The 23276-nt window shown below is 55.9% G+C and carries 15 protein-coding genes; 9 read left to right on the plus strand and 6 right to left on the minus strand.

All coding sequences use genetic code 11. The annotated features are described in order from the left end of the window. Positions 1 to 118: 118 nt before the first annotated feature. Positions 119 to 1471, plus strand: a complete 1353-nt coding sequence (glpT, locus tag FOY96_RS06380) for a glycerol-3-phosphate transporter (protein ID WP_045888627.1) — start codon at positions 119 to 121, stop codon at positions 1469 to 1471. An 11-nt stretch (positions 1472 to 1482) separates the two neighbouring features. Then, positions 1483 to 2541: a glycerophosphodiester phosphodiesterase gene (gene glpQ / locus FOY96_RS06385; RefSeq protein ID WP_143346675.1), complete on the plus strand. Its 1059-nt coding sequence runs from the start codon at positions 1483 to 1485 to the stop codon at positions 2539 to 2541. A gap of 111 nt (positions 2542 to 2652) precedes the next feature. Here the strand turns inward: glpQ and yfaE are convergent, their stop codons facing one another. The 4 genes from yfaE to ubiG form a co-directional block, all read right to left on the minus strand. Continuing rightward, the gene (gene yfaE, locus FOY96_RS06390; protein ID WP_023294104.1) at positions 2653 to 2907 is read right to left on the minus strand and encodes a class I ribonucleotide reductase maintenance protein YfaE; all 255 of its coding nucleotides are present in this window, start codon (positions 2905 to 2907) and stop codon (positions 2653 to 2655) included. Further along, positions 2907 to 4037: a class Ia ribonucleoside-diphosphate reductase subunit beta gene (gene nrdB / locus FOY96_RS06395; RefSeq protein WP_023312514.1), complete on the minus strand. Its 1131-nt coding sequence runs from the start codon at positions 4035 to 4037 to the stop codon at positions 2907 to 2909. Before nrdB ends, yfaE begins: the two co-directional genes overlap by 1 nt. Positions 4038 to 4086: 49 nt before the next feature. After that, on the minus strand, positions 4087 to 6372 hold the full coding sequence (nrdA, locus tag FOY96_RS06400; protein WP_023312513.1) for a class 1a ribonucleoside-diphosphate reductase subunit alpha: 2286 nt from the start codon (positions 6370 to 6372) through the stop codon (positions 4087 to 4089). A 348-nt stretch (positions 6373 to 6720) separates the two neighbouring features. Further along, positions 6721 to 7449 (minus strand): bifunctional 2-polyprenyl-6-hydroxyphenol methylase/3-demethylubiquinol 3-O-methyltransferase UbiG, encoded by a 729-nt coding sequence (ubiG, locus tag FOY96_RS06405; RefSeq protein WP_048980024.1) that lies wholly within the window; start codon positions 7447 to 7449, stop codon positions 6721 to 6723. Between the two features lie 146 nt (positions 7450 to 7595). Here ubiG and gyrA point away from each other — a divergent pair, with 146 nt between their 5' ends. Together gyrA and rcsC are read left to right on the plus strand one after the other, a co-directional pair. Next, complete coding sequence (gyrA, locus tag FOY96_RS06410; protein WP_039263204.1) at positions 7596 to 10232, plus strand: DNA topoisomerase (ATP-hydrolyzing) subunit A; 2637 nt, start codon at positions 7596 to 7598, stop codon at positions 10230 to 10232. Between the two features lie 135 nt (positions 10233 to 10367). Continuing rightward, a complete protein-coding gene (gene rcsC / locus FOY96_RS06415; RefSeq protein WP_039263203.1) occupies positions 10368 to 13214 on the plus strand; it encodes a two-component system sensor histidine kinase RcsC in 2847 nt (948 codons plus the stop codon). A 90-nt stretch (positions 13215 to 13304) separates the two neighbouring features. On the opposite strand, the gene rcsB is transcribed toward rcsC, so the two are convergent. Continuing rightward, a complete protein-coding gene (gene rcsB, locus FOY96_RS06420) occupies positions 13305 to 13955 on the minus strand; it encodes a response regulator transcription factor RcsB (protein WP_003859405.1) in 651 nt (216 codons plus the stop codon). Positions 13956 to 13971: 16 nt separating this feature from the next. After that, positions 13972 to 16644, minus strand: a complete 2673-nt coding sequence (gene rcsD / locus FOY96_RS06425; protein ID WP_143346676.1) for a phosphotransferase RcsD — start codon at positions 16642 to 16644, stop codon at positions 13972 to 13974. A gap of 744 nt (positions 16645 to 17388) precedes the next feature. Here rcsD and FOY96_RS06430 point away from each other — a divergent pair. The 5 genes from FOY96_RS06430 (at position 17389) to FOY96_RS06450 (ending at position 23171) form a co-directional block, all read left to right on the plus strand. Beyond that, positions 17389 to 18501 carry a porin OmpC gene (locus tag FOY96_RS06430; protein ID WP_047060579.1) on the plus strand — a complete coding sequence of 371 codons (1113 nt, stop codon included), beginning with the start codon at positions 17389 to 17391 and terminating at the stop codon, positions 18499 to 18501. Between the two features lie 114 nt (positions 18502 to 18615). Continuing rightward, positions 18616 to 19671: an FAD:protein FMN transferase ApbE gene (gene apbE / locus FOY96_RS06435; protein ID WP_033146056.1), complete on the plus strand. Its 1056-nt coding sequence runs from the start codon at positions 18616 to 18618 to the stop codon at positions 19669 to 19671. Positions 19672 to 19743: 72 nt separating this feature from the next. Further along, positions 19744 to 20802, plus strand: a complete 1059-nt coding sequence (gene ada, locus FOY96_RS06440; protein ID WP_087823045.1) for a bifunctional DNA-binding transcriptional regulator/O6-methylguanine-DNA methyltransferase Ada — start codon at positions 19744 to 19746, stop codon at positions 20800 to 20802. Further along, positions 20802 to 21458, plus strand: a complete 657-nt coding sequence (alkB, locus tag FOY96_RS06445) for a DNA oxidative demethylase AlkB (protein ID WP_143346677.1) — start codon at positions 20802 to 20804, stop codon at positions 21456 to 21458. Before ada ends, alkB begins: the two co-directional genes overlap by 1 nt. A gap of 69 nt (positions 21459 to 21527) precedes the next feature. Continuing rightward, positions 21528 to 23171: a multidrug ABC transporter permease/ATP-binding protein gene (locus tag FOY96_RS06450; protein WP_096150833.1), complete on the plus strand. Its 1644-nt coding sequence runs from the start codon at positions 21528 to 21530 to the stop codon at positions 23169 to 23171. Positions 23172 to 23276 lie beyond the last annotated feature (105 nt).

The raw sequence follows: 23276 nt of genomic DNA on the forward strand, positions 1-23276 counted from the left end.
TCTGTAACAATCTGTGCGTTGATTCACAGTAACAATCACCGTGATTTCTTAACATCCCCGCCTCTGGAATTCAGGTGCGAGCCACCTGCCCATTCAATTCAAGGCCACGGAGGCTGTTATGCTCAGTATCTTCAAACCTGCGCCGCACAGGGCGCGTCTGCCAGAGGCAGAAATTGATCCGCTATACCGCCGTCTGCGCTGGCAAATTTTCCTGGGGATCTTCTTCGGGTACGCGGCGTACTACCTTGTACGTAAAAACTTCGCGCTCGCCATGCCGTATCTGGTGGAGCAGGGCTTCTCCCGCGGCGATCTGGGGTTCGCGCTGTCGGGGATCTCAATCGCCTACGGTTTTTCCAAATTCATCATGGGGTCGGTATCGGATCGCTCGAATCCGCGCGTGTTCCTGCCCGCCGGCCTGATCCTGGCGGCTGCGGTCATGCTGTTCATGGGCTTTGTGCCGTGGGCAACCTCCAGCATCGCCGTCATGTTCGTGCTGCTGTTCCTCTGCGGCTGGTTCCAGGGGATGGGGTGGCCGCCGTGCGGACGTACCATGGTGCACTGGTGGTCGCAGAAGGAACGCGGCGGCATCGTGTCGGTGTGGAACTGCGCGCATAACGTCGGTGGCGGTATCCCGCCGCTGCTGTTCCTGCTGGGGATGGCCTGGTTCAACGACTGGCACGCAGCGCTCTATATGCCTGCCTTTGGCGCCATCGTCGTGGCGATTATCGCTTTCGCGCTGATGCGCGATACGCCGCAATCCTGCGGCCTGCCGCCGATTGAAGAGTACAAAAACGACTATCCGGATGATTACAGCAAGGAGCACGAAGAAGAGCTGACCGCAAAACAGATCTTCATGAAGTACGTCCTGCCGAACAAGCTGCTGTGGTACATCGCGGTGGCGAACGTGTTCGTTTATCTGCTGCGCTACGGCATTCTGGACTGGTCCCCGACCTACCTGAAAGAGGTGAAGCACTTCGCGCTGGATAAGTCCTCCTGGGCCTATTTCCTGTATGAATATGCCGGGATCCCGGGCACGCTGCTTTGCGGCTGGATGTCAGATAAGGTGTTTAAAGGCAACCGCGGCGCGACGGGCGTGTTCTTTATGACCCTGGTCACCATCGCGACCGTCGTTTACTGGCTCAACCCGCCGGGTAACCCATCAGTAGACATGGCCTGCATGATTGTTATTGGCTTCCTGATTTACGGTCCGGTGATGCTGATCGGTCTGCACGCGCTGGAGCTGGCGCCGAAAAAAGCGGCAGGCACGGCGGCAGGCTTTACCGGTCTGTTCGGCTATCTGGGCGGTTCGGTCGCGGCGAGCGCCATCGTGGGCTACACCGTAGACTTCTTCGGCTGGGACGGCGGCTTTATGGTGATGATCGGCGGCAGCGTGCTGGCGGTACTGCTGCTCATTGTGGTCATGATCGGTGAGAAACGTCACCACGCGGAAGTGCTGGCGCGTCGTCAATAAGGAGCATTGCGATGAAATCATCTTACGTAACAACCGGCCTGCTGCTGGCGGGCCTGATGACAGGCTCCGCGCTGGCGGCGGATAAAATCGTTATTGCCCACCGCGGCGCCAGCGGCTATCTGCCGGAGCATACGCTCCCGGCGAAAGCGATGGCCTATGCCCAGGGCGCGGATTATCTGGAGCAGGATCTGGTTATGACGAAGGACGACCAGCTGGTCGTCCTGCATGACCACTATCTTGACCGCGTGACGGACGTGGCGGATCGATACCCGGACCGCGCGCGCAAAGATGGCCGCTACTACGCCATTGATTTCACCCTGGCGGAGATCCGTTCCCTGAAGTTTACCGAGGGCTTCGAGATTGAAAACGGCAAGAAGGTGCAGGTCTATCCGGGACGTTTCCCGATGGGCAAGTCTGACTTCCGGATCCATACCTTCCAGGAAGAGATTGAGTTTGTTCAGGGGCTGAACCACTCAACCGGTAAAAATATCGGCATCTACCCGGAGATCAAAGCGCCGTGGTTCCACCATCAGGAAGGCAAAGACATTGCCGCGAAGACGCTGGAGGTGCTGAAACAGTACGGCTACACCAGCAAGAAGGACAAAGTCTACCTGCAGTGTTTTGACGCCGCCGAGCTGAAGCGCATCAAAACCGAGCTGGAGCCGAAGATGGGGATGAACCTCAATCTGGTTCAGCTGATTGCCTATACCGACTGGAATGAAACCCAGGAGAAGCAGCCGGACGGCAAGTGGGTGAACTACAGCTACGACTGGATGTTTAAGCCGGGCGCGATGAAGCAGATTGCGCAGTACGCCGACGGCATCGGGCCGGATTACCACATGCTGGTGGCGGAAGGCTCAGCGCCGGGCCACGTGAAGCTGACGGCGATGGTGAAAGAGGCGCACGCCAGCAAGATGCAGGTGCATCCGTATACCGTGCGTGCAGACCAGCTGCCGCCGTATGCCACGGACGTGAATCAGCTTTATGAGGTGTTGTATAACCAGGCGGGCGTGGACGGACTGTTTACGGATTTCCCGGATAAAGCGGTCGAATTCATTCACCGGAAGTAGGTTTGGCAGGTCGGGTAAGGCGAAGCCGCCACCCGACAATCAGGCTCTGCGGCCTGATACCCTCACCCTAACCCTAACCCTCTCCCACCGGGAGAGGGGATACGGACAACATCACATCTCGATCTCTATATCGCCTTTTGCCCGGCAGCAGCAGGGCAAAATTTCCCCTTCGTTGATAAAGGCCAGCGGCTCGGTCAGCCAGTCCACCTGGCCAGCGACCAGACGGCAGCGGCAGGAGCCGCAGTAGCCGGAACGACACTGGTACTCTACTTCTACCTGATGCGCCTCAAGCGCCACCAGCAGAGAAGGGTGCTCCTCCCGACACAGTACCTCAGTGCCGGAAAGACGTAGCGTGACGCGTGACATCAGAGCTGGAAGTTGCTCAGGTCGTCGGTGTTGACTTCAGAATCAATCTGACCGACCAGATAAGAGCTGACTTCCACTTCCTGCGGCGCAACCTGCACGTTATCGGACACCAGCCAGGTGTTGATCCACGGGATTGGGTTAGAGCGCGTCTGGAACGGCAGGTCAAGACCGACAGCCTGCATGCGGATATTGGTGATGTACTCAACGTACTGGCACAGGATGTCTTTGTTCAGGCCAATCATGGAGCCGTCGCGGAACAGGTAGTCTGCCCACTCTTTCTCTTGCTGAGCCGCCAGCACGAACAGGTCGTAGCACTCCTGCTTGCACTCTTCGGCAATTTCCGCCATCTCCGGATCGTCCGTCCCGCTGCGCAGCAGGTTCAGCATGTGCTGGGTACCGGTCAGGTGCAGGGCTTCATCGCGGGCGATCAGACGAATGATTTTGGCGTTGCCTTCCATCAGCTTGCGCTCTGCAAAGGCGAAGGAGCAGGCGAAGCTCACGTAGAAGCGGATCGCTTCCAGCGCGTTGACGCTCATCAGGCACAGGTACAGCTGTTTTTTCAGCGCGCGCAGGTTAACGGTGATGGTTTTACCGTTCACGTTGTGCGTACCTTCGCCCAGCAAATGCCAGTAGCTGGTCATCTCGATCAGCTCGTCGTAGTAATGGGCAATGCCTTCCGCGCGCTTCTGGATCTGCTCGTTGGTGACGATATCGTCAAACACCACCGCCGGATCGTTCACGATGTTGCGGATGATGTGGGTGTAAGAGCGGGAGTGGATCGTCTCGGAGAACGCCCAGGTTTCCACCCAGGTTTCCAGCTCAGGAATGGAGATCAGCGGCAGCAGCGCCACGTTCGGGCTTCGACCCTGAATGGAGTCCAGCAGCGTCTGGTACTTCAGGTTGCTGATGAAGATATGTTTTTCGTGATCCGGCAGCGACTGGTAGTCAATACGGTCGCGGGAGACGTCCACTTCTTCCGGGCGCCAGAAGAAGGAGAGTTGCTTTTCAATCAGCTTTTCGAAGATGTCATATTTTTGCTGATCGTAGCGTGCCACGTTGACCGGCTGGCCGAAGAACATCGGCTCTTTGAGCTGGTCGTTTTTCGTCTGTGAAAAGGTGGTATATGCCATGAGTGTGTCCTGTCTTACGAAATAAAGGCGGGGATATCCCCGCCCTTCATTAGATCTTACATGCGCCGCTTTCGCAGCCATCGTCCTGAATTGACGGTACCATGTCGTCCTGCGCGTCTTCCGCACCGTCACGGGTGTTGTGATAGTACAGCGTTTTCACGCCAAATTTGTAGGCGGTGAGCAGGTCTTTCAGCAGCTGCTGCATCGGTACCTTGCCGGACGGGAAGCGCGTCGGGTCATAGTTGGTATTGGCAGAGATCGACTGGTCGATAAACTTCTGCATGATACCCACCAGCTGCAGGTAGCCGTCGTTGTTTGGCATTTCCCACAGCAGCTCGTAGTTATTACCCAGCGTTTCGTAATCCGGCACCACCTGACGCAGCACGCCGTCTTTCGACGCTTTGATGCTGACGTGGCCGCGCGGCGGTTCAATACCGTTGGTGGCGTTAGAGATCTGCGAAGAGGTCTCGGACGGCATCAGGGCAGAGAGCGTGGAGTTACGCAGGCCGTGGGTCTTGATGGACTCGCGCAGGCCTTCCCAGTCGAGGTGCAGCGGCTCGCTGACGATCGCATCCAGGTCTTTCTTGTAGGTGTCGATTGGCAGAATGCCTTTCGCGTAGGTGGTTTCGTTGAACCACGGGCACGCGCCTTGCTCTTTCGCCAGCTCGTTAGAGGCTTTCATCAGGTAGTACTGAATCGCTTCGAACGTCTGGTGCGTCAGGTTATTGGCGCTGCCGTCGGAGTAACGCTTGCCGTTTTTCGCCAGCCAGTAGGCGAAGTTGATCACGCCGATACCCAGGGTACGGCGGCCCATTGCACCGCGTTTAGCGGCCGGGATTGGGTAATCCTGGTAGTCCAGCAGAGCGTCGAGCGCGCGAACCGCCAGCACCGCCAGCTCTTCCAGCTCGTCCAGGCTCTTAATTGCGCCCAGGTTGAACGCGGAAAGCGTACACAGCGCGATTTCACCGTTTTCGTCGTTCACGTCTTCCAGCGGTTTGGTCGGCAGGGCGATCTCCAGGCACAGGTTAGACTGGCGCACTGGCGCAACTACTGGATCAAACGGGCTGTGGGTGTTGCAGTGGTCCACGTTCTGGATGTAGATACGGCCGGTAGAGGCACGTTCCTGCATCATCAGGGAGAACAGGTCTACCGCCTTCACGCGCTGCTTGCGGATGCTGTCGTCTTTTTCGTATTTGGTGTACAGACGCTCGAACTCGTCCTGATCGGCAAAGAACGCGTCATACAGGCCCGGAACGTCGGACGGGCTGAACAGGGTGATGTCTTCGCCTTTCAGCAGACGGGTGTACATCAGCTTGTTGATCTGCACGCCGTAGTCCATGTGACGCACGCGGTTGCCTTCCACGCCGCGGTTGTTTTTCAGAACCAGCAGGCTTTCCACTTCCAGGTGCCACATCGGGTAGAACAGGGTCGCAGCACCGCCGCGCACGCCGCCCTGAGAGCAGGATTTTACTGCCGTCTGGAAGTGTTTATAGAACGGGATACAGCCGGTGTGGAACGCTTCACCGCCGCGAATCGGGCTGCCCAGCGCACGGATGCGACCGGCGTTGATGCCGATACCGGCACGCTGGGAGACGTATTTCACGATCGCGCTGGAGGTGGCGTTGATGGAATCCAGGCTGTCACCACACTCGATCAGTACGCAGGAGCTGAACTGACGGGTTGGGGTACGCACGCCAGACATGATTGGCGTCGGCAGAGAAATCTTGAACGTGGATACCGCATCGTAGAAACGCTTCACGTATTCCAGACGGGTGTCACGCGGGTAGTTAGAGAACAGGCAGGCGGCCACCAGAATATAGAGGAACTGGGCGCTTTCGTAGATCTCACCGGTTACACGGTTCTGAACCAGGTATTTGCCTTCGAGCTGCTTCACCGCCGCGTAGGAGAAGTTCATGTCGCGCCAGTGATCGATAAACCCGTTCATCTGCTCGAACTCTTCTTCCGTATAGTCTTCCAGCAGATGCGTGTCGTATTTGCCCAGCTCAACCATTTTCACTACGTGATCGTAAAGCTTCGGCGGCTCAAACTGGCCGTAGGCTTTTTTACGCAGGTGGAAAATCGCCAGACGTGCAGCGAGGTACTGATAATCCGGTGCTTCGCGGGAGATGAGGTCTGCCGCTGCTTTAATGATTGTTTCGTGGATATCAGACGTTTTGATGCCGTCGTAGAACTGAATGTGGGAACGCAGTTCAACCTGGGAGATAGATACGTTGTTCAGTCCTTCTGCTGCCCAGTCGAGAACTCGATGGATTTTGTCCAGATTGATACGCTCGGTAGTACCGTCGCGCTTTGTCACCAGCAGACTCTGATTCATGTGGGTTTTACCTGTCCGTGAAATAAAAAAATATCCCCCGCTTATCCACAGATCCGTCTTGTGACTAACTCTGTGGATAAATACTACATGTAGGGGGTTTGCGATAAGAAAAACGCTATATGGTGAGTATTCTAGTATCGAATCTTTTCAGCACAAGGGTTGATTTTGGCGTTAAATTGAGGTTGTGAAAGGGTAAAAAAGGCTAAGTCCTCGTACCGTAAGGCCTGGAAGACATGTCAATAATTAAGAAAAAAAATTCAAAATTTGATCGAGTGCTGATTTCTTCAACGGGAGGTCAGAATTGCGCAACATGATGTCGCGCAATCTTTATAAGAATAACGAATGACGTTAGTCGTTTTTGGCGGTGGTGTGCAACATATAGTTAACATCTACGCCCGGTGCGAGCTTGAATTTATCGGTCAACGGATTGTAGTGCAGGCCGGTGATGTGCTGCTCTTTGAGCCACGTCTGGTCAACCCAGCCTAACAGTTCCGCAGGCTTGATGAATTTCTTCACGTCGTGCGTCCCTTTCGGCACCATGCGCAGCACATACTCCGCGCCGACAACGGCCATCAGCCAGGCTTTACCGTTACGGTTGATGGTTGAGAAGAAGACCTGGCCGCCCGGTTTCACCAGTTTTGCACAGGCGTGCACCACCGACTGCGGATCGGGAACGTGCTCCAGCATCTCCATGCAGGTCACCACATCGTACTGATGGGCGTGTTTTGCCGCGTGCTCTTCCACGGTTTCCTGCACGTATTCCACCTGTATGCCGGACTCCAGCGCGTGAAGGCGGGCCACCTGCAGCGGTTCAAAGCCCATATCCAGGCCAGTAACATTCGCCCCTTCGCGCGCCATGCTCTCAGCCAGGATGCCGCCGCCGCAGCCGACGTCGAGCACTTTCTTACCGAACAGACCGCCGGAACGCTCCGCGATATAGCCCAGACGCAGCGGGTTAATGCGATGCAGCGGTTTGAACTCACCTTCGAGATCCCACCAGCGGGACGCCACCGCTTCAAATTTGGCAATCTCTTCGTGGTCAACGTTGTGAACCACCGGGGATTTTTCGGCATTCATGGGCGCTTTTACTCCTTATTTAGCAAGACAAAGGAGTATATCAGGCAATCCCCGTGAATAAAGCGTATAGGTTTACCTCAATCACCTCGGCTGTGTTATAATTTGCGACCTTTGAATCCGGGATACAGTAGAGGGATAGCGGTTAGATGAGCGACCTTGCGAGAGAAATTACACCGGTTAACATCGAGGAAGAGCTGAAGAGCTCCTATCTGGACTATGCGATGTCGGTCATTGTTGGCCGTGCGCTGCCGGACGTCCGCGATGGCCTTAAGCCGGTACACCGTCGCGTACTATACGCCATGAACGTATTGGGCAATGACTGGAATAAAGCCTATAAAAAATCTGCCCGCGTCGTCGGTGACGTCATCGGTAAATATCACCCGCATGGTGATACCGCCGTGTATGACACCATCGTTCGTATGGCGCAGCCATTCTCCTTGCGTTACATGCTGGTAGATGGTCAGGGTAACTTTGGTTCAGTCGACGGCGACTCCGCTGCGGCGATGCGTTATACGGAAATCCGTATGTCGAAAATCGCTCATGAGCTGATGGCCGACCTGGAAAAAGAGACCGTTGATTTCGTCGATAACTACGACGGCACCGAGCGCATCCCAGATGTGATGCCAACCAAGATCCCGAACCTGCTGGTTAACGGTTCGTCCGGTATTGCGGTCGGTATGGCAACCAACATTCCGCCGCACAATATCACCGAAGTGATCAACGGCTGCCTGGCCTATATCGACGATGAAGACATCAGCATTGAAGGGCTGATGGAACACATCCCGGGTCCGGACTTCCCAACGGCGGCGATTATCAACGGTCGTCGCGGTATTGAAGAAGCGTACCGCACCGGCCGCGGCAAGATTTACATCCGTGCCCGCGCCGAAGTTGAAGCGGACGCTAAAACCGGCCGTGAAACCATCATTGTTCACGAGATCCCGTATCAGGTGAACAAAGCGCGTCTGATTGAAAAAATCGCCGAGCTGGTAAAAGAAAAACGCGTTGAAGGCATCAGCGCGCTGCGTGACGAGTCTGACAAAGACGGTATGCGCATTGTGATTGAGATCAAACGCGACGCGGTGGGTGAGGTTGTGCTGAACAACCTGTACTCCCAGACTCAGCTTCAGGTTTCCTTCGGTATCAACATGGTTGCGCTGCACCATGGTCAGCCGAAGATCATGAACCTGAAAGAGATCCTGAGCGCGTTCGTGCGTCACCGCCGTGAAGTGGTGACCCGTCGTACCATCTTCGAACTGCGCAAAGCGCGCGACCGTGCGCACATCCTTGAAGCGCTGGCGGTTGCGCTGGCCAACATCGACCCGATCATCGAACTGATCCGTCGTGCGCCAACCCCGGCGGAGGCGAAAGCCGCCCTGATTTCCCGTCCGTGGGATCTGGGTAACGTCGCCGCGATGCTGGAACGTGCGGGCGATGACGCAGCGCGTCCTGAGTGGCTGGAACCTGAGTTCGGCGTGCGTGACGGTCAGTATTACCTGACTGAACAGCAGGCTCAGGCGATTCTGGATCTGCGTCTGCAGAAACTGACCGGCCTTGAGCACGAGAAACTGCTCGACGAATACAAAGAGCTGCTGGAACAGATTGCTGAACTGCTGCATATTCTGGGCAGCGCAGAGCGTCTGATGGAAGTGATCCGTGAAGAGCTGGAGCTGGTCCGCGATCAGTTCGGCGATGCGCGCCGCACCGAAATCACCGCGAACAGCTCTGATATCAACATTGAAGATCTGATCAACCGCGAAGACGTGGTGGTCACCCTGTCTCACCAGGGCTATGTGAAGTATCAGCCGCTGACCGACTACGAAGCACAGCGTCGTGGCGGTAAAGGTAAATCTGCGGCACGCATTAAAGAAGAAGACTTTATTGACCGCCTGCTGGTGGCGAACACCCATGACACGATCCTCTGCTTCTCCAGCCGCGGTCGTCTGTACTGGATGAAAGTCTATCAGCTGCCGGAAGCGAGCCGTGGCGCGCGTGGCCGTCCAATCGTTAACCTGCTGCCGCTGGAAGCGAATGAACGTATCACCGCCATCCTGCCGGTACGCGAGTACGAAGAGGGCGTGAACGTCTTTATGGCGACCGCCAGCGGTACCGTGAAGAAAACCGCGCTGACCGAGTTCAGCCGCCCACGTTCCGCCGGGATCATCGCGGTGAACCTGAACGAAGGCGACGAGCTGATCGGTGTGGATCTGACCTCCGGTTCTGATGAAGTGATGCTGTTCTCTGCGGCCGGTAAAGTGGTGCGCTTTAAAGAGAACGCCGTTCGTGCAATGGGTCGTACCGCTACGGGCGTTCGTGGTATCAAACTGGCTGGCGAAGACAGCGTTGTTTCTCTGATTATTCCGCGCGGTGAAGGGGCTATCCTGACCGTGACGCAGAATGGTTACGGTAAACGTACGGCGGAAGGGGAATACCCAACCAAGTCTCGCGGCACGCAGGGCGTTATCTCTATCAAAGTGACCGAGCGCAACGGTTCCGTTGTGGGCGCGGTGCAGGTAGACGATGCCGATCAGATCATGATGATCACCGATGCCGGTACGCTGGTGCGTACCCGCGTGTCTGAGATCAGCGTGGTGGGGCGTAACACCCAGGGCGTGATCCTCATCCGTACAGCGGAAGATGAAAACGTGGTGGGTCTGCAGCGCGTTGCTGAGCCGGTGGATGACGAAGAGCTCGATTCCATCGACGGTAGCGTTGCGGAAGGCGATGATGATATCGCGCCGGAAGCCGACACCGACGATGACGTAGCGGATGACGCTGACGAGTAATGTCTCCTGATGCAAAAAAGGGCCGGATTCCGGCCCTTTTCTTTTGCACAAGCAGATAAGTCAACGTTGCGACCTGGCGCGTTTACCGCTACCTTAACCACATTCTTTTGACCCCGACGGCGGAGCCTCGCCCCCTTGAAATACCTCGTCTCCTTTCGTACTACGCTGAAAGTTTCTCGCTATCTGTTTCGGGCGCTGGCGCTCTTGCTTTGGCTGCTGGTGGCCTTGTTCTCGGTGTTTTACATCGTTAACGCGCTACACCAGAAAGAAGCGGAGATCCGCCAGGAGTTTAACTTAAGCTCCGACCAGGCCCAGCGCTACATTCAGCGAACGTCTGACGTGATGAAGGAGCTGAAGTATATTGCCGAAAATCGTCTGACGGCGGAAAACGGCATTCTTGCGCTTCGCGGGCGTAACGACAAAACCGAAGTCCCGGACTTCCAGCCGCTGTTCCCGGATTCCGATTGCTCCACCATGAGCAATACCTGGCGCGGGTCGCTGGAATCCCTTGCCTGGTTTATGCGCTACTGGCGCGACAATTTCTCCGCCGCCTATGACCTGAACCGCGTATTCCTGATTGGCAGTGAAAATCTCTGCATGGCTGACTTTGGCCTGCGCGACGTGCCCGTTGAGCGTGACGATGCGCTGAAAAGCCTGCATGAACGTATTGTGAAATACCGCAATGCGCCGCAGGACGAGCGCGGGAATAACATCTTCTGGGTTAGCCAGGGCCCGCGACCGGGCGTGGGCTATTTCTACGCCCTGACGCCGGTGTATCTGGGCAATCGCCTGCAGGCGCTGCTGGGGATTGAGCAGACCATTCGTATGGAAAACTTTTTCACTCCGGGCAGCCTGCCTATGGGGGTGACCATTCTGGATGAAAACGGTCATCAGCTGATCTCACTCGCCGGGCCGGATAACCGGTTAAACGTTGAACCGCACTGGATGCAGGAGCGGTCGTGGTTTGGCTATACCTCGGGCTTCCGCGAGCTGGTGCTGAAGAAGAGCCTGCCGCCTTCGTCGCTGAGTATTGTCTATTCGCTGCCGGTGGATATGGTGCTTGAGCGGATACGTATTCTCATCATGAATGCGATTCTGCTGAACCTGATCGCGGGCGGGGCGCTGTTTACCCTGGCGCGCATGTATGAGCGGAAAATCTTTATTCCGGCCGAAAGCGACGCCCAGCGGCTGGAGGAACACGAGCAGTTTAACCGGAAGATTGTCGCGTCGGCGCCGGTGGGGATCTGTATTCTGCGTACCCAGGACGGAACCAACATCCTGAGTAACGAGCTGGCGCATAACTACCTGAACATGCTGACGCACGAGGACCGCCAGAGGCTGACGCAAATTATCTGCGGTCAGCAGGTTAACTTTGTCGATGTGCTCACCAGCACGCACACCAACCTGCAGATCAGCTTTGTGCATTCCCGCTATCGCAATGAAAACGTGGCGATTTGCGTGCTGGTGGATGTCTCCGCGCGCGTGAAGATGGAAGAGTCGTTGCAGGAGATGGCGCAGGCCGCGGAGCAGGCCAGCCAGTCGAAATCCATGTTCCTTGCCACCGTCAGCCACGAGCTGCGAACGCCGCTGTACGGGATCATCGGTAACCTCGACCTGCTGCAGACCAAAGAGTTGCCGAAAGGGGTCGACAGGCTGGTGACGGCAATGAACAACTCCTCCAGCCTGCTGCTGAAAATCATCAGCGATATTCTCGACTTCTCTAAAATTGAGTCTGAGCAGCTGAAAATCGAACCGCGGGAGTTCTCGCCGCGCGAGGTGATGAACCACATCAGCGCCAACTATCTGCCGCTGGTGGTGCGTAAACAGCTGGGGCTCTACTGCTTTATTGAACCTGACGTGCCGCTGACGCTGCACGGCGATCCGATGCGCCTGCAGCAGGTCATTTCTAACCTGCTCAGCAACGCCATCAAATTCACCGACGTTGGCTGTATCGTGTTGCACGTCTGCCGGGCGGGGGATTACCTGAGCATTCGCGTGCGCGACACGGGCGTCGGCATCCCGGCGAAGGAAGTGGTCCGACTGTTCGACCCGTTCTTCCAGGTCGGGACCGGCGTGCAGCGTAACTTCCAGGGCACCGGACTGGGGCTGGCGATTTGTGAGAAGCTCGTCAGCATGATGGACGGCGATATCTCTGTGGATACCGAGCCCGGCATGGGCAGCCAGTTCACCATCCGTATTCCGCTCTATTCGGCGCAGTATCCGGCAAAAGCGACGGTGGACGGGCTGAGCGACAAGCGCTGCTGGCTGGCGGTGCATAACGCCTCGCTGAATGACTACCTGACGGCGCTGCTTGCCCACAGCGGCGTGAGGGTGTGTCTCTATGAAGGTCAAACGCCGGATGTGGACGATGTGCTGATTGCGGACGAGATGCCGGAGCAGCCGTGGCAGGGGAGAGGGTCGGTGCTCTTCTGCCGTCGCCATATCGGCATTCCTGTCGAGCGTGCGCCCGGGGAATGGGTACACAGTGTTGCAACGCCGCACGAGCTGTTGAGCCTGCTGGCGCGCATCTACAAAGTGGAGCTGGAAGAGCGCGACGGCGCGGGCGGATTGCCGTCACCGGAGTCTCTGGCGTCGGTGAATGACGATATGATGATTCTGGTGGTGGATGACCATCCGATTAACCGTCGCCTGCTGGCTGACCAGCTTGGATCGCTGGGCTACCAGTGCAAAACCGCCAATGACGGCGTGGATGCGCTGAATGTGCTGAGTAAAAATCATATTGATATCGTGCTTAGCGACGTCAACATGCCAAACATGGACGGCTACCGTCTTACGCAGCGCATCCGACAGCTTGGCCTGACGCTGCCGGTAGTGGGCGTAACGGCGAACGCGCTGGCGGAAGAGAAACAGCGTTGTCTGGAGTCAGGCATGGACAGCTGTCTGTCGAAACCGGTGACGCTGGACGTGCTGAAGCAGACGTTGTCGATTTACGCGGATCGCGTGAGAAAAACCAGAATATAAAAAAGGCCCGCAAGGGCCTTTTCGTTTTTTCACCCCCTCCCCGTGGGAGAGGGACGGGGTGAGGGCATCAGGCCACACACCCGTCCGGGATCAATCCTTGTCCGTTGCGCTCAGCGTAACGGAGGAGAGATAGTTCAGCAGAGCAATATCGTTGTCCACGCCCAGCTTCATCATCGCTGATTTCTTCTGGCTGCTGATGGTTTTAATGCTGCGGTTCAGCTTCTTGGCAATCTCGGTTACCAGGAAACCTTCTGCGAACAGGCGCAGAACTTCACTCTCTTTCGGGGACAGGCGTTTGTCACCGTAGCCACCCGCGCTGATTTTTTCCAGCAGACGAGAGACGCTCTCAGGCGTGAACTTCTTGCCTTTCTGCAGCGCAGCGAGCGCTTTTGGCAGATCGGTCGGGGCGCCCTGTTTCAGCACAATCCCTTCGATGTCCAGATCCAACACCGCGCTCAGGATCGCCGGGTTGTTGTTCATGGTCAGAACAATGATCGAGATATCCGGGAAGTGACGCTTAATGTATTTGATGAGCGTGATCCCATCACCGTATTTGTCTCCAGGCATGGAGAGATCGGTAATGAGCACGTGTGCATCAAGCTTTGGGAGGTTATTGATCAGTGCTGTAGAGTCTTCAAATTCACCGACTACATTCACCCACTCGATCTGTTCAAGTGATTTGCGAATACCGAACAGTACAATCGGATGGTCATCGGCAATAATTACGTTCATATTGTTCATGTATAAGGCTACCTTGCTACAGCAAGCTTTTGACGTAGGCGTCAATGTCGCTGATGTATTTTTCAATGCCAGAGGCATCTTTCTCACGAATTAGATGTTCCAGCGTTTCACATAACTGCTTGCCGGGAACCAGATTAAGCATGGCAAACACCCCTTTAAGCCGGTGTGCTGTCTGTGCCAGCGCTGCAAAATCATTCGCAGCGGACTCAGTATACAACCGCTTAACATCATCTGGTACTGTATCAACAAAGAGTGAATAGTATCCGCTGGCGTGAAGCTCGGCATTTTCATTGCCGCCTAACGGTGACTCCGTTATCTCTTCCTGCGCCAGCTGCTCTTCTATTAGTTGTAGTACAGCTTCCTGCATCGCATTGCTTATATTAAAGTTGACGCGCAGCTGGCCAGGGCCGATTTTCCGCACGCCTGACTCATCATCGCTTAAAAGCAAGCCGGAGGCAGTAAGATTAGACGGATTATCAGTTAAAAACAGATCAAATTCTTGACTTGCAAGTCTTTCATCCGGCGTGATGCAGGCCGCTCCCCAGTTTTCTAACTGACGAACGACAATATTGCGGATCTCGTTCGAGGTCACGTCGACCATCACCACGACGTCATCCAGCAGACGTTCCTCATCTTCTTCCTGCGGATTGGCCGCCATTTTCACGTGCAGAGAATAGCGGGTGCCGAGGGATTCACGAGCTTTGATATTCAGGTGGCCGCCGAGCTTACGCGCCAGCTGATCGCACAGCCAGAAGGTCAGGGCATTGGCCTTGCCGTAGCGATCGCTCTGCGTGTCATTCAGGAACGGGAAGTGCAGATTATCAATTTCGCTCGTTGTGACGCCTTCCCCGGTGTCCAGGATGCGGAACGTCAGACGGTCTTCTGCCGACTCCTCGGTGCTGACTTCAAGGGTGATTTTGCCGATCTGCGTGGTGGTCACGGCATACTGAATAATCATCAGCAGAATTCGGCGCAGCGCTTCGCGATCGCCGTGGCGTTCGTCATTCGCAGGGAGATTGTTATTGATCAGCAGCTGCAGCCCTTTGCGCTTGATGACGGGCAGTACTTCAGGCACCACTTCATCGATCAGATCCTGAATGGAGAAGAGGGCTGGCGTTCCCTTCCAGAAATCATTCTCCAGCATGTTCGCCAGCTGGATCTCATCAACCATTCTGACCAGCGAATCGGCCTGGCAGGCAAGCTGGTGGCTTTCAGAGATGTTTAACGCCGCCGCCTGGGTCGCCAGCGTTTTTAACGGCTGCTTGAAGGCATCGCCAATGTTCTGCATAAATGCGGCGCGCCCCTGCTGGTTTTTCTCATACAGCCTTTGTGCCTGCTTGAGCTTTTTATTGACCAGCACTTCGCGATCCTGATCACGGATAATGAAGATTTGCGTGCGGGGAGCCACCTGGCTGCGGAACTGACGGATCTCGTACAGTTCATTGTTGATGGTGGCCTGAATCACCCCCTGGTGTTGATCCGCCATGGTGGTGATGTTCTGCAGGTTAAGGTGCGGCAGCAGATGGTCGGCAATTTTGTTGCTCATCACCGTACGATTCGCCTCCTGGTCGTGAACCAGGACCCCAAGCGGCAGCACGGAAACAATCTCTTCATTCAGTGCACGTAATACGCGCAGCTCATTGCTGGTGCCGGCCGGAACCGCAGAGGCGTCGCTCTGACGACCCGACTGAAAACGGAAGGTGCTGTAGCCAAACAGCGCCAGCGCCAGCAAACCGATATTCAACAGCAGAGGCAGCAGGATATTTTGCAGGGTATCGAGCAACAGCGTGCCAAACGGCACCTGCCACACCAGACGCATACCGGTCGAATTCAGCGATGAGGCAATTTCGATTTTCGAGCCGTTAAAGGAGATCGATACGCTCTCTGCGGCCTCTTTGTCAGACGCTGCCCGCATGTTCTGGGTGCTGCTATCGGGCTCCAGACGGAAGCTGTCGAGCGGCATGTCCGGCGGGATTAAATCATTAATCGGTAAATCGAAGGCCACCACCGTCGCCAGGTGTCCTGGCTGGTTAAACGTGGTGCGCAGGGTAAAATAATGACCGTTTTGCCAGGCCAGACGACGCAGGGAAGAGAAGCTCTCACGTTCATCGAGGGCATTCGCCTGCTGCAGCATCTCTGCCCGGCGGGAATCGACGATGCTGCCCACGGTTGTCTCTTTAAAGCCGGACGAGAGATCTTTTAACGGCAGCGTTGAGATCAGGATCATGCTGTTATCCTGACCGTTCAGATAATACATCGACCACGGTACCGTTTCGGCACCCCAAAGGGTATCCAGATAGGTCGAAATACGCTGCGTCATCTCAAGCGTCGCGCTGTCGTGAGAACCGAAAATAAGAGCCTCGGTCTTACGCTGCGGTTTTTCGAGATAATAGACATCCTGCTTAAGCCGCGTCTCCTGAAGTCCATCCCCGGATGAGGAGGTCGGGGCAGCCGCGATATTGTCGTAAATCTGCCAGGTGGCGTAGCGCCAGGTGTCTATGCGCTTGTGCACGGCGTGGGTGATATCAACGACCTGATAGCTCTTATCCTTCAGCCAGGCGTTAACCGCGCTTTGTACCATCACCCCCATGGTGACTAACAGCACAACGATCAAAAGAAGAAAGAAACGGGTGATGCTCCCTGGGAGGAGGGAGAATTTGCTCGGGGCGGTAGTTTCAGTCTGACTCATTGATATCTTTAACCCGTTATGGTCGTGCTCTGTGGCGATAGGGCAGTATAAAGGGTAATAACTGAATTTCCAGCGCGACTGTCCGGGAAGAGGCGACTTTTTCTCCGGACAATATCGGCGGCGGGGAGTGCAGAAAACATGTACAAACTCGCCATGCGCGTACAAATAATCGACCCACGCCGTCAATAAATAGCACGAATTAACAAGAAATTAAGTTTTTGCACCAATTTATGGACTTCGAAGAATACCCGACGAGAATTTAGTTAATAGTCGTTACAATTACTGTGCGGTAGCACAAAAAAAGAGAAGTTACGTAAAGAAAGGTAAAAAAAAACCGAATGCGAAGCATCCGGTTCAATTAGGGATAAACAGACATTCAAAACTGAATGACGGTAATAAATAAAGTTAATGATGATAGCGAGAGTTATTTTAGAGATTAGCTGCGATCTTGTTTTGTCATTCAGTGCTGTAACGGATTTTATTGTAACTTACTGATGTTAATGGGGTGATTTTTTCGTTTGATTATAAGTGCTAATTTTCTAAGCTATTTGTGCTTTGTAAAAGTTCCTTGATATTTACATTTTGAAACATGTTGATAGATAAATGAAACATCTTCAAAGTTTTCGTATCATATTCGCATTGGATTATTCTGTAATTTTGAGGAGAATGAAATTGCCGACTGGTTAATGAGGGTTAACCAGTAAGCAGTGGCAATTATAAGGCATATAACAGAGGGTTAATAAAATGAAAGTTAAAGTACTGTCCCTCCTGGTACCAGCACTCCTGGTGGCAGGCGCAGCAAATGCGGCCGAAATTTATAACAAAGATGGCAACAAATTAGATCTGTACGGCAAAGTCGATGGTCTGCACTATTTCTCTGACGACAAGGGTGCCGACGGCGACCAGACCTACATGCGTCTTGGCTTCAAAGGCGAAACTCAGGTTAACGATCAGCTGACCGGTTACGGCCAGTGGGAATACCAGATCCAGGGCAACACCTCCGAAAGCGAAAACGATGCCTGGACGCGTGTGGCGTTCGCGGGTCTGAAATTCGGTGACGCGGGTTCTTTCGATTACGGTCGTAACTACGGCGTAATCTACGACGTAACCTCCTGGACTGACGTTCTGCCAGAATTTGGCGGCGATACCTACGGCGCAGACAACTTCCTGCAGTCCCGTGCTAACGGCGTAGCGACCTACCGTAACCAGGACTTCTTCGGTCTGGTGGATGGTCTGAACTTTGCCCTGCAGTATCAGGGTAAAAACGGCAGCGTAAGCGGTGAAAACGTAGGTGGCCGTAGCCTGCTGAAACAGAACGGCGACGGCTACGGTGCATCCGTGACCTATAACCTGGGCGAAGGTTTCAGCGTGGGTGGCGCAATGTCCTCCTCCAAACGTACCGCCGATCAGAACGGCGCAAGCGTTTACGGTCATGGCGATAACGCAGAAGTCTATTCTGGCGGCCTGAAATACGATGCCAACAACATCTATCTGGCAGCGCAGTACTCCCAGACCTACAACGCAACCCGTTTCGGTACCTCTAACGGCAGCAGCCCGACTACCGCTTACGGCTTCGCTAACAAAGCGCAGAACTTCGAAGTGGTTGCTCAGTACCAGTTCGACTTCGGCCTGCGTCCATCCGTGGCTTACCTGCAGTCTAAAGGGAAAGACATCGAAGGTTACGGCGATCAGGATCTGCTGAAATATGTTGATGTTGGTGCGACTTACTACTTCAACAAAAACATGTCCACCTACGTGGATTACAAAATCAACCTGGTTGATGAAAATGAATTCACCCGTCAGGCGGGTATCGGTACTGACGATATCGTCGCGCTGGGCCTGGTTTACCAGTTCTAATCGCTTTACCGTGTGACGTAAGGGGCCTGATGGCCCCTTTTTTGTGCTTCCCGGATTCTCACAACTCACCCGTTTTGGTGTACTCTTGCCGCCCTGGCATGAGGATAATAATGAATGGACATGACTTTTTTACGCGCCAGCTTTCTGGCTATGCTTTTTTTCCTGACCGCGTGTAACGATCCCACACCCGTGGCGAAAACCGACGCACCCGCCGCGACGGTGCTCGAAGGCAAAACGATGGGCACCTTCTGGCGCGTCAGCGTGATGAACCTTGATAAAACACGCACAGATGAACTTCGCGGCAAAATCCAGTCTCAGCTGGATGCCGACGATCAGCTGCTCTCAACCTATAAAAATGATTCGGCGCTGATGCGCTTTAATCTCTCCACCAGTACCTCCCTGTGGCCGGTGAGCGAAGCGATGGCCGATATCGTGACCGAATCCATACGCGTGGGTTACAAAACCAATGGGGCGATGGATGTGACCGTCGGACCTCTGGTGAACCTCTGGGGATTTGGCCCTAACAAACAGCCGATGACCACGCCTGAACAGGCGGCCATTGATGACGCCCGCGCCCGGACAGGGCTGCAGCATCTGACGGTGATCAATCAGTACGGGCAACAGTACCTGCAAAAAGATATCCCCGATCTGTTTGTCGATCTGTCGACGGTTGGGGAAGGCTATGCGGCGGATCATCTTGCTGCGCTGATGGCCCAGGAAGGCATTTCCCGTTATCTGGTCTCCGTGGGCGGCGCGTTAGTCAGCCGGGGGATGAACGCCAGCGATAAGCCGTGGCGCGTAGCGATTCAAAAACCGACCGATCGGCAAAATGCCGTGCAGGCGATAGTGGATATCAACGGTCACGGCATCAGTACTTCCGGAAGCTACCGTAACTATTACGAGCTTGACGGGAAGCGTATTTCGCATGTTATCGATCCGCAGACCGGCCGTCCCATCACGCATAATCTGGTCTCGGTGACGGTCATTGCCCCCACCGCGCTGGAAGCGGATGCCTGGGATACCGGATTAATGGTTCTCGGCCCGGAAAAAGCCAAAGAGGTGGTTCGCCAGGAAGGACTGGCGGTTTATATGATCACCAAAGAGGGCGACGGGTTCAAAACCTGGAGCTCGCCGCAGTTCAAGAGTTTCCTGGTGCACGACAAAAATTAAAAAGCAAGGTTGCGGGTTTTTTATCACTGGCGCTCAGGCACGCTCTATGTATGCTTACATGAGGAGCCGATAATGAGAAACCCGACCTTTATTACCGATGAGGATCGCTGGCAGGCCGTGCTGGCCCGCGATCCGCGCGCTGACGAGCGGTTTGTCTTCGCCGTGCAGACGACGGGAATTTTCTGCCGCCCGTCATGCCGTGCCCGCCACGCGCTGCGTAAAAACGTCCGCTTTTATCCCGATGCCCACCATGCCGTACAGGCAGGATTTCGCCCGTGCAAGCGCTGCATGCCGGACAAACGCGATCCGCAGGAGCAGAAGCTGGCAAAAGTGGAACACGCCTGCCGTCTTCTGGAGCAGGATCCCACGCTAACCCTTGAGGGGCTGGCGCAGCAGGTGGCCATGAGCCCTTTCCATTTCCACCGTCTGTTTAAGTCCGTGACCGGCATGACGCCAAAAGCCTGGCAGCAGGCGGCGCGAGGCCAGCGCCTGCGCACCGCGCTTGCACAGGGAGACAAAATTACCGACGCCGTGCTGGCAGCGGGGTTTCCCGACAGCAGCAGCTATTATCGTAAAGCCAACGATGCGCTGGGCATGACGGCGAAGCAGTACCGCAAAGGGGATGTGGCGGTGCGTTATGCCATCAGCGACTGTTCGTTAGGACGCTGTCTGGTGGCAGAAAGCGAGCGGGGGATCTGCGCGATCCTGCTGGGTGACAGCGATGAAGAATTAGCCGAAGAGCTTGCCGCGCAATTTCCAAAAGCAGCACATGCGCCGCTGGAAGAGGATTTCGCGCAGCGGGTCCAGCAGGTGATTGCCAGTATCGATAATCGCGACGTACCGCTTGCGCTGCCGCTGGATATTCGCGGAACCGCATTCCAGCAGCGCGTCTGGCAGGCCCTTCGCAACATTCCCTGCGGCGAAACGGCAAGTTACCAGCAGGTGGCGCAGGCGATTGGCCAGCCCAGTGCGGTACGCGCCGTTGCCGGAGCCTGTGCGGCAAACACGCTGGCGATTGTGATCCCCTGTCATCGCGTGGTTCGTAACGACGGCGCGCTGTCGGGTTACCGTTGGGGGACGGCGCGAAAAGCGCTATTACTGAAACGTGAGGCGAAACGCCAGGAGGGATAATGCTCGATCTTTTTGCGGATGCTGAACCCTGGCAGGAGCCGCTTGCGCCGGGGGCGGTGATCCTGCGCCGCTTTGCGCTCTCCCGTGCGGCGGCGCTGCTGGCCGGTATCGACGAGGTGACGGCGGTTTCGCCGTTTCGCCATATGGTGACGCCGGGCGGCTACACCATGTCGGTAGCCATGGCCAACTGCGGCGAGCTGGGCTGGGCGACGAACGAGCGGGGCTATCTGTATGCCCCGAACGATCCCGCTACCGGCCAGCCGTGGCCCCCGATGCCTGCGGTTTTTCAGGCTCTCTGCCACGAGGCCGCCGTAGCAGCGCAGTATCCTGACTTCCGGCCGGATGCCTGCCTGATCAACCGCTACGCCGTTGGCGCGAAGCTCTCGCTGCATCAGGACAAGGATGAACCCGATCTGCGCGCGCCTATCGTCTCGGTATCGTTAGGTTTGCCTGCCGTCTTCCAGTTTGGGGGATTACGCCGCAACGACCCGCTCAAGCGCATCATGCTGGAACATGGCGATGTGGTGGTGTGGGGCAGGGAGTCGCGGCTATACTATCACGGCATTCAGCCGCTGAAGCCCGGGGTCCATCCGCTGACGGGTGAATACCGTTTCAACCTGACCTTCCGTCAGGCGGGGGCGAGTAAACAAAAATAAGAATTATTCTTGATGTACACGCAGGGCAGTTTACACTGCTGGCTGATTTTTATTGTCCGGATTGCCTGCATGCAACTACTTCTCCTCGTCTGGCGTCAGTATCGCTGGCCCTTCATCGCAGTAATGGCGTTAAGCCTCGCCAGCGCCGCGCTGGGTATTGGCCTGATCGCGTTTATTAACGTGCGGTTGATTGAAATGGTCGACACCTCGCTCTCCGTTCTGCCGGAGTTTCTCGGCCTGCTGCTCCTGTTGATGGCGGTTACGCTCGGTTCCCAGCTGGCGCTGACCGCGCTCGGGCACCATTTCGTTTTCCGTTTGCGCAGTGAGTTTATCAAGCGGATCCTCGATACCCAGGTTGAGCGCGTTGAGCAGCTCGGCAGCGCATCCCTGCTGGCGGGGCTGACCAGCGACGTGCGCGCCATCACCATCGCGTTCGTTCGGCTGCCGGAGCTGGTGCAGGGGATCGTTCTGACCTTTGGCTCGGCTGCCTATCTCGCCTGGCTCTCCAGCAAAATGCTGGCGGTGACCGCCCTGTGGATTGCCATTACCATCTGGGGCGGCTTTATGCTGGTGTCGCGCGTCTATAAACACATGGCGGTGCTGCGCGAAACCGAAGATAAGCTCTACAACGATTACCAGACGGTGCTGGAAGGGCGCAAAGAGCTCACCCTGAACCGCGAGCGCGCCGAGCATATCTTTAATCATCTCTATATCCCGGACGCGCGCGAATACCGTCATCATATTATTCGCGCCGATACCTTCCACCTGAGCGCGGTGAACTGGTCAAACATCATGATGCTGGGTGCCATTGGCCTGGTATTCTGGATGGCGAACGGCCTGGGCTGGGCGGACACCAACGTCGCGGCAACCTACTCGCTGACGCTGCTGTTTTTACGCACGCCGCTGCTCTCGGCGGTCGGTGCGCTGCCCACCCTGCTGAGTGCGCAGGTGGCCTTTAATAAGCTCAAAAAATTCGATCTCGCGCCGTTTAAAGCCGAATTCCCGCGCCCGCAGGCCTTCCCGAACTGGCAGACGCTGGAGCTGCGTAACGTCACGTTTCGCTATCAGGACAGCGCCTTCTCCGTGGGGCCGGTCAACCTGACGCTCCGCCGCGGTGAACTGCTGTTCCTCATCGGCGGCAACGGCAGCGGTAAATCTACGCTGGCGATGCTGCTGACCGGACTCTATCAGCCGCAGTCGGGCGAGATTTTGCTGGATGGCAGGGCGCTGAGCGCGGAGAAGCCCGAGGATTACCGCAAGCTTTTCTCGGCGGTGTTCACCGACGTCTGGCTGTTTGACCAACTGCTGGGGCCGGAAGGGCAACCGGCCAATCCTGCGCTGGTGGAAAAATGGCTGGCGCAGCTGCAGATGTCGCACAAGCTGGAGTTACAGGACGGGAAGATCCTCAACCTGAAGCTTTCCAAAGGGCAGAAAAAGCGCGTGGCGCTGCTGCTGGCGCTGGCGGAAGAGCGTGACATCATCCTGCTGGACGAGTGGGCTGCGGATCAGGACCCGCATTTCCGCCGCGAGTTTTATCAGGTGCTGTTGCCGCTGATGCAGGAGATGGGCAAAACCATTTTCGCCATCAGCCACGACGATCACTACTTCATTCATGCTGACCGCCTGCTGGAGATGCGTGACGGCAAGCTGAGCGAGCTGACCGGTGAAGAGCGCGTTGCGGCCTCGCGTGACGCGGTAGCGCGCACGGCCTGATGCCCTTACCCTGGCCCTCTCCCACTGGGAGAGGGGATAAATCGTGGCCGCGATGCCGCTTTTTTCTCCATCCCGCCGCGTTGTTTATTCTTATTTACATATCCC

The sequence above is a fragment of the Enterobacter asburiae genome (assembly GCF_007035645.1).
In the GTDB taxonomy this organism is placed as follows: Bacteria; Pseudomonadota; Gammaproteobacteria; order Enterobacterales; family Enterobacteriaceae; genus Enterobacter; species Enterobacter asburiae_B.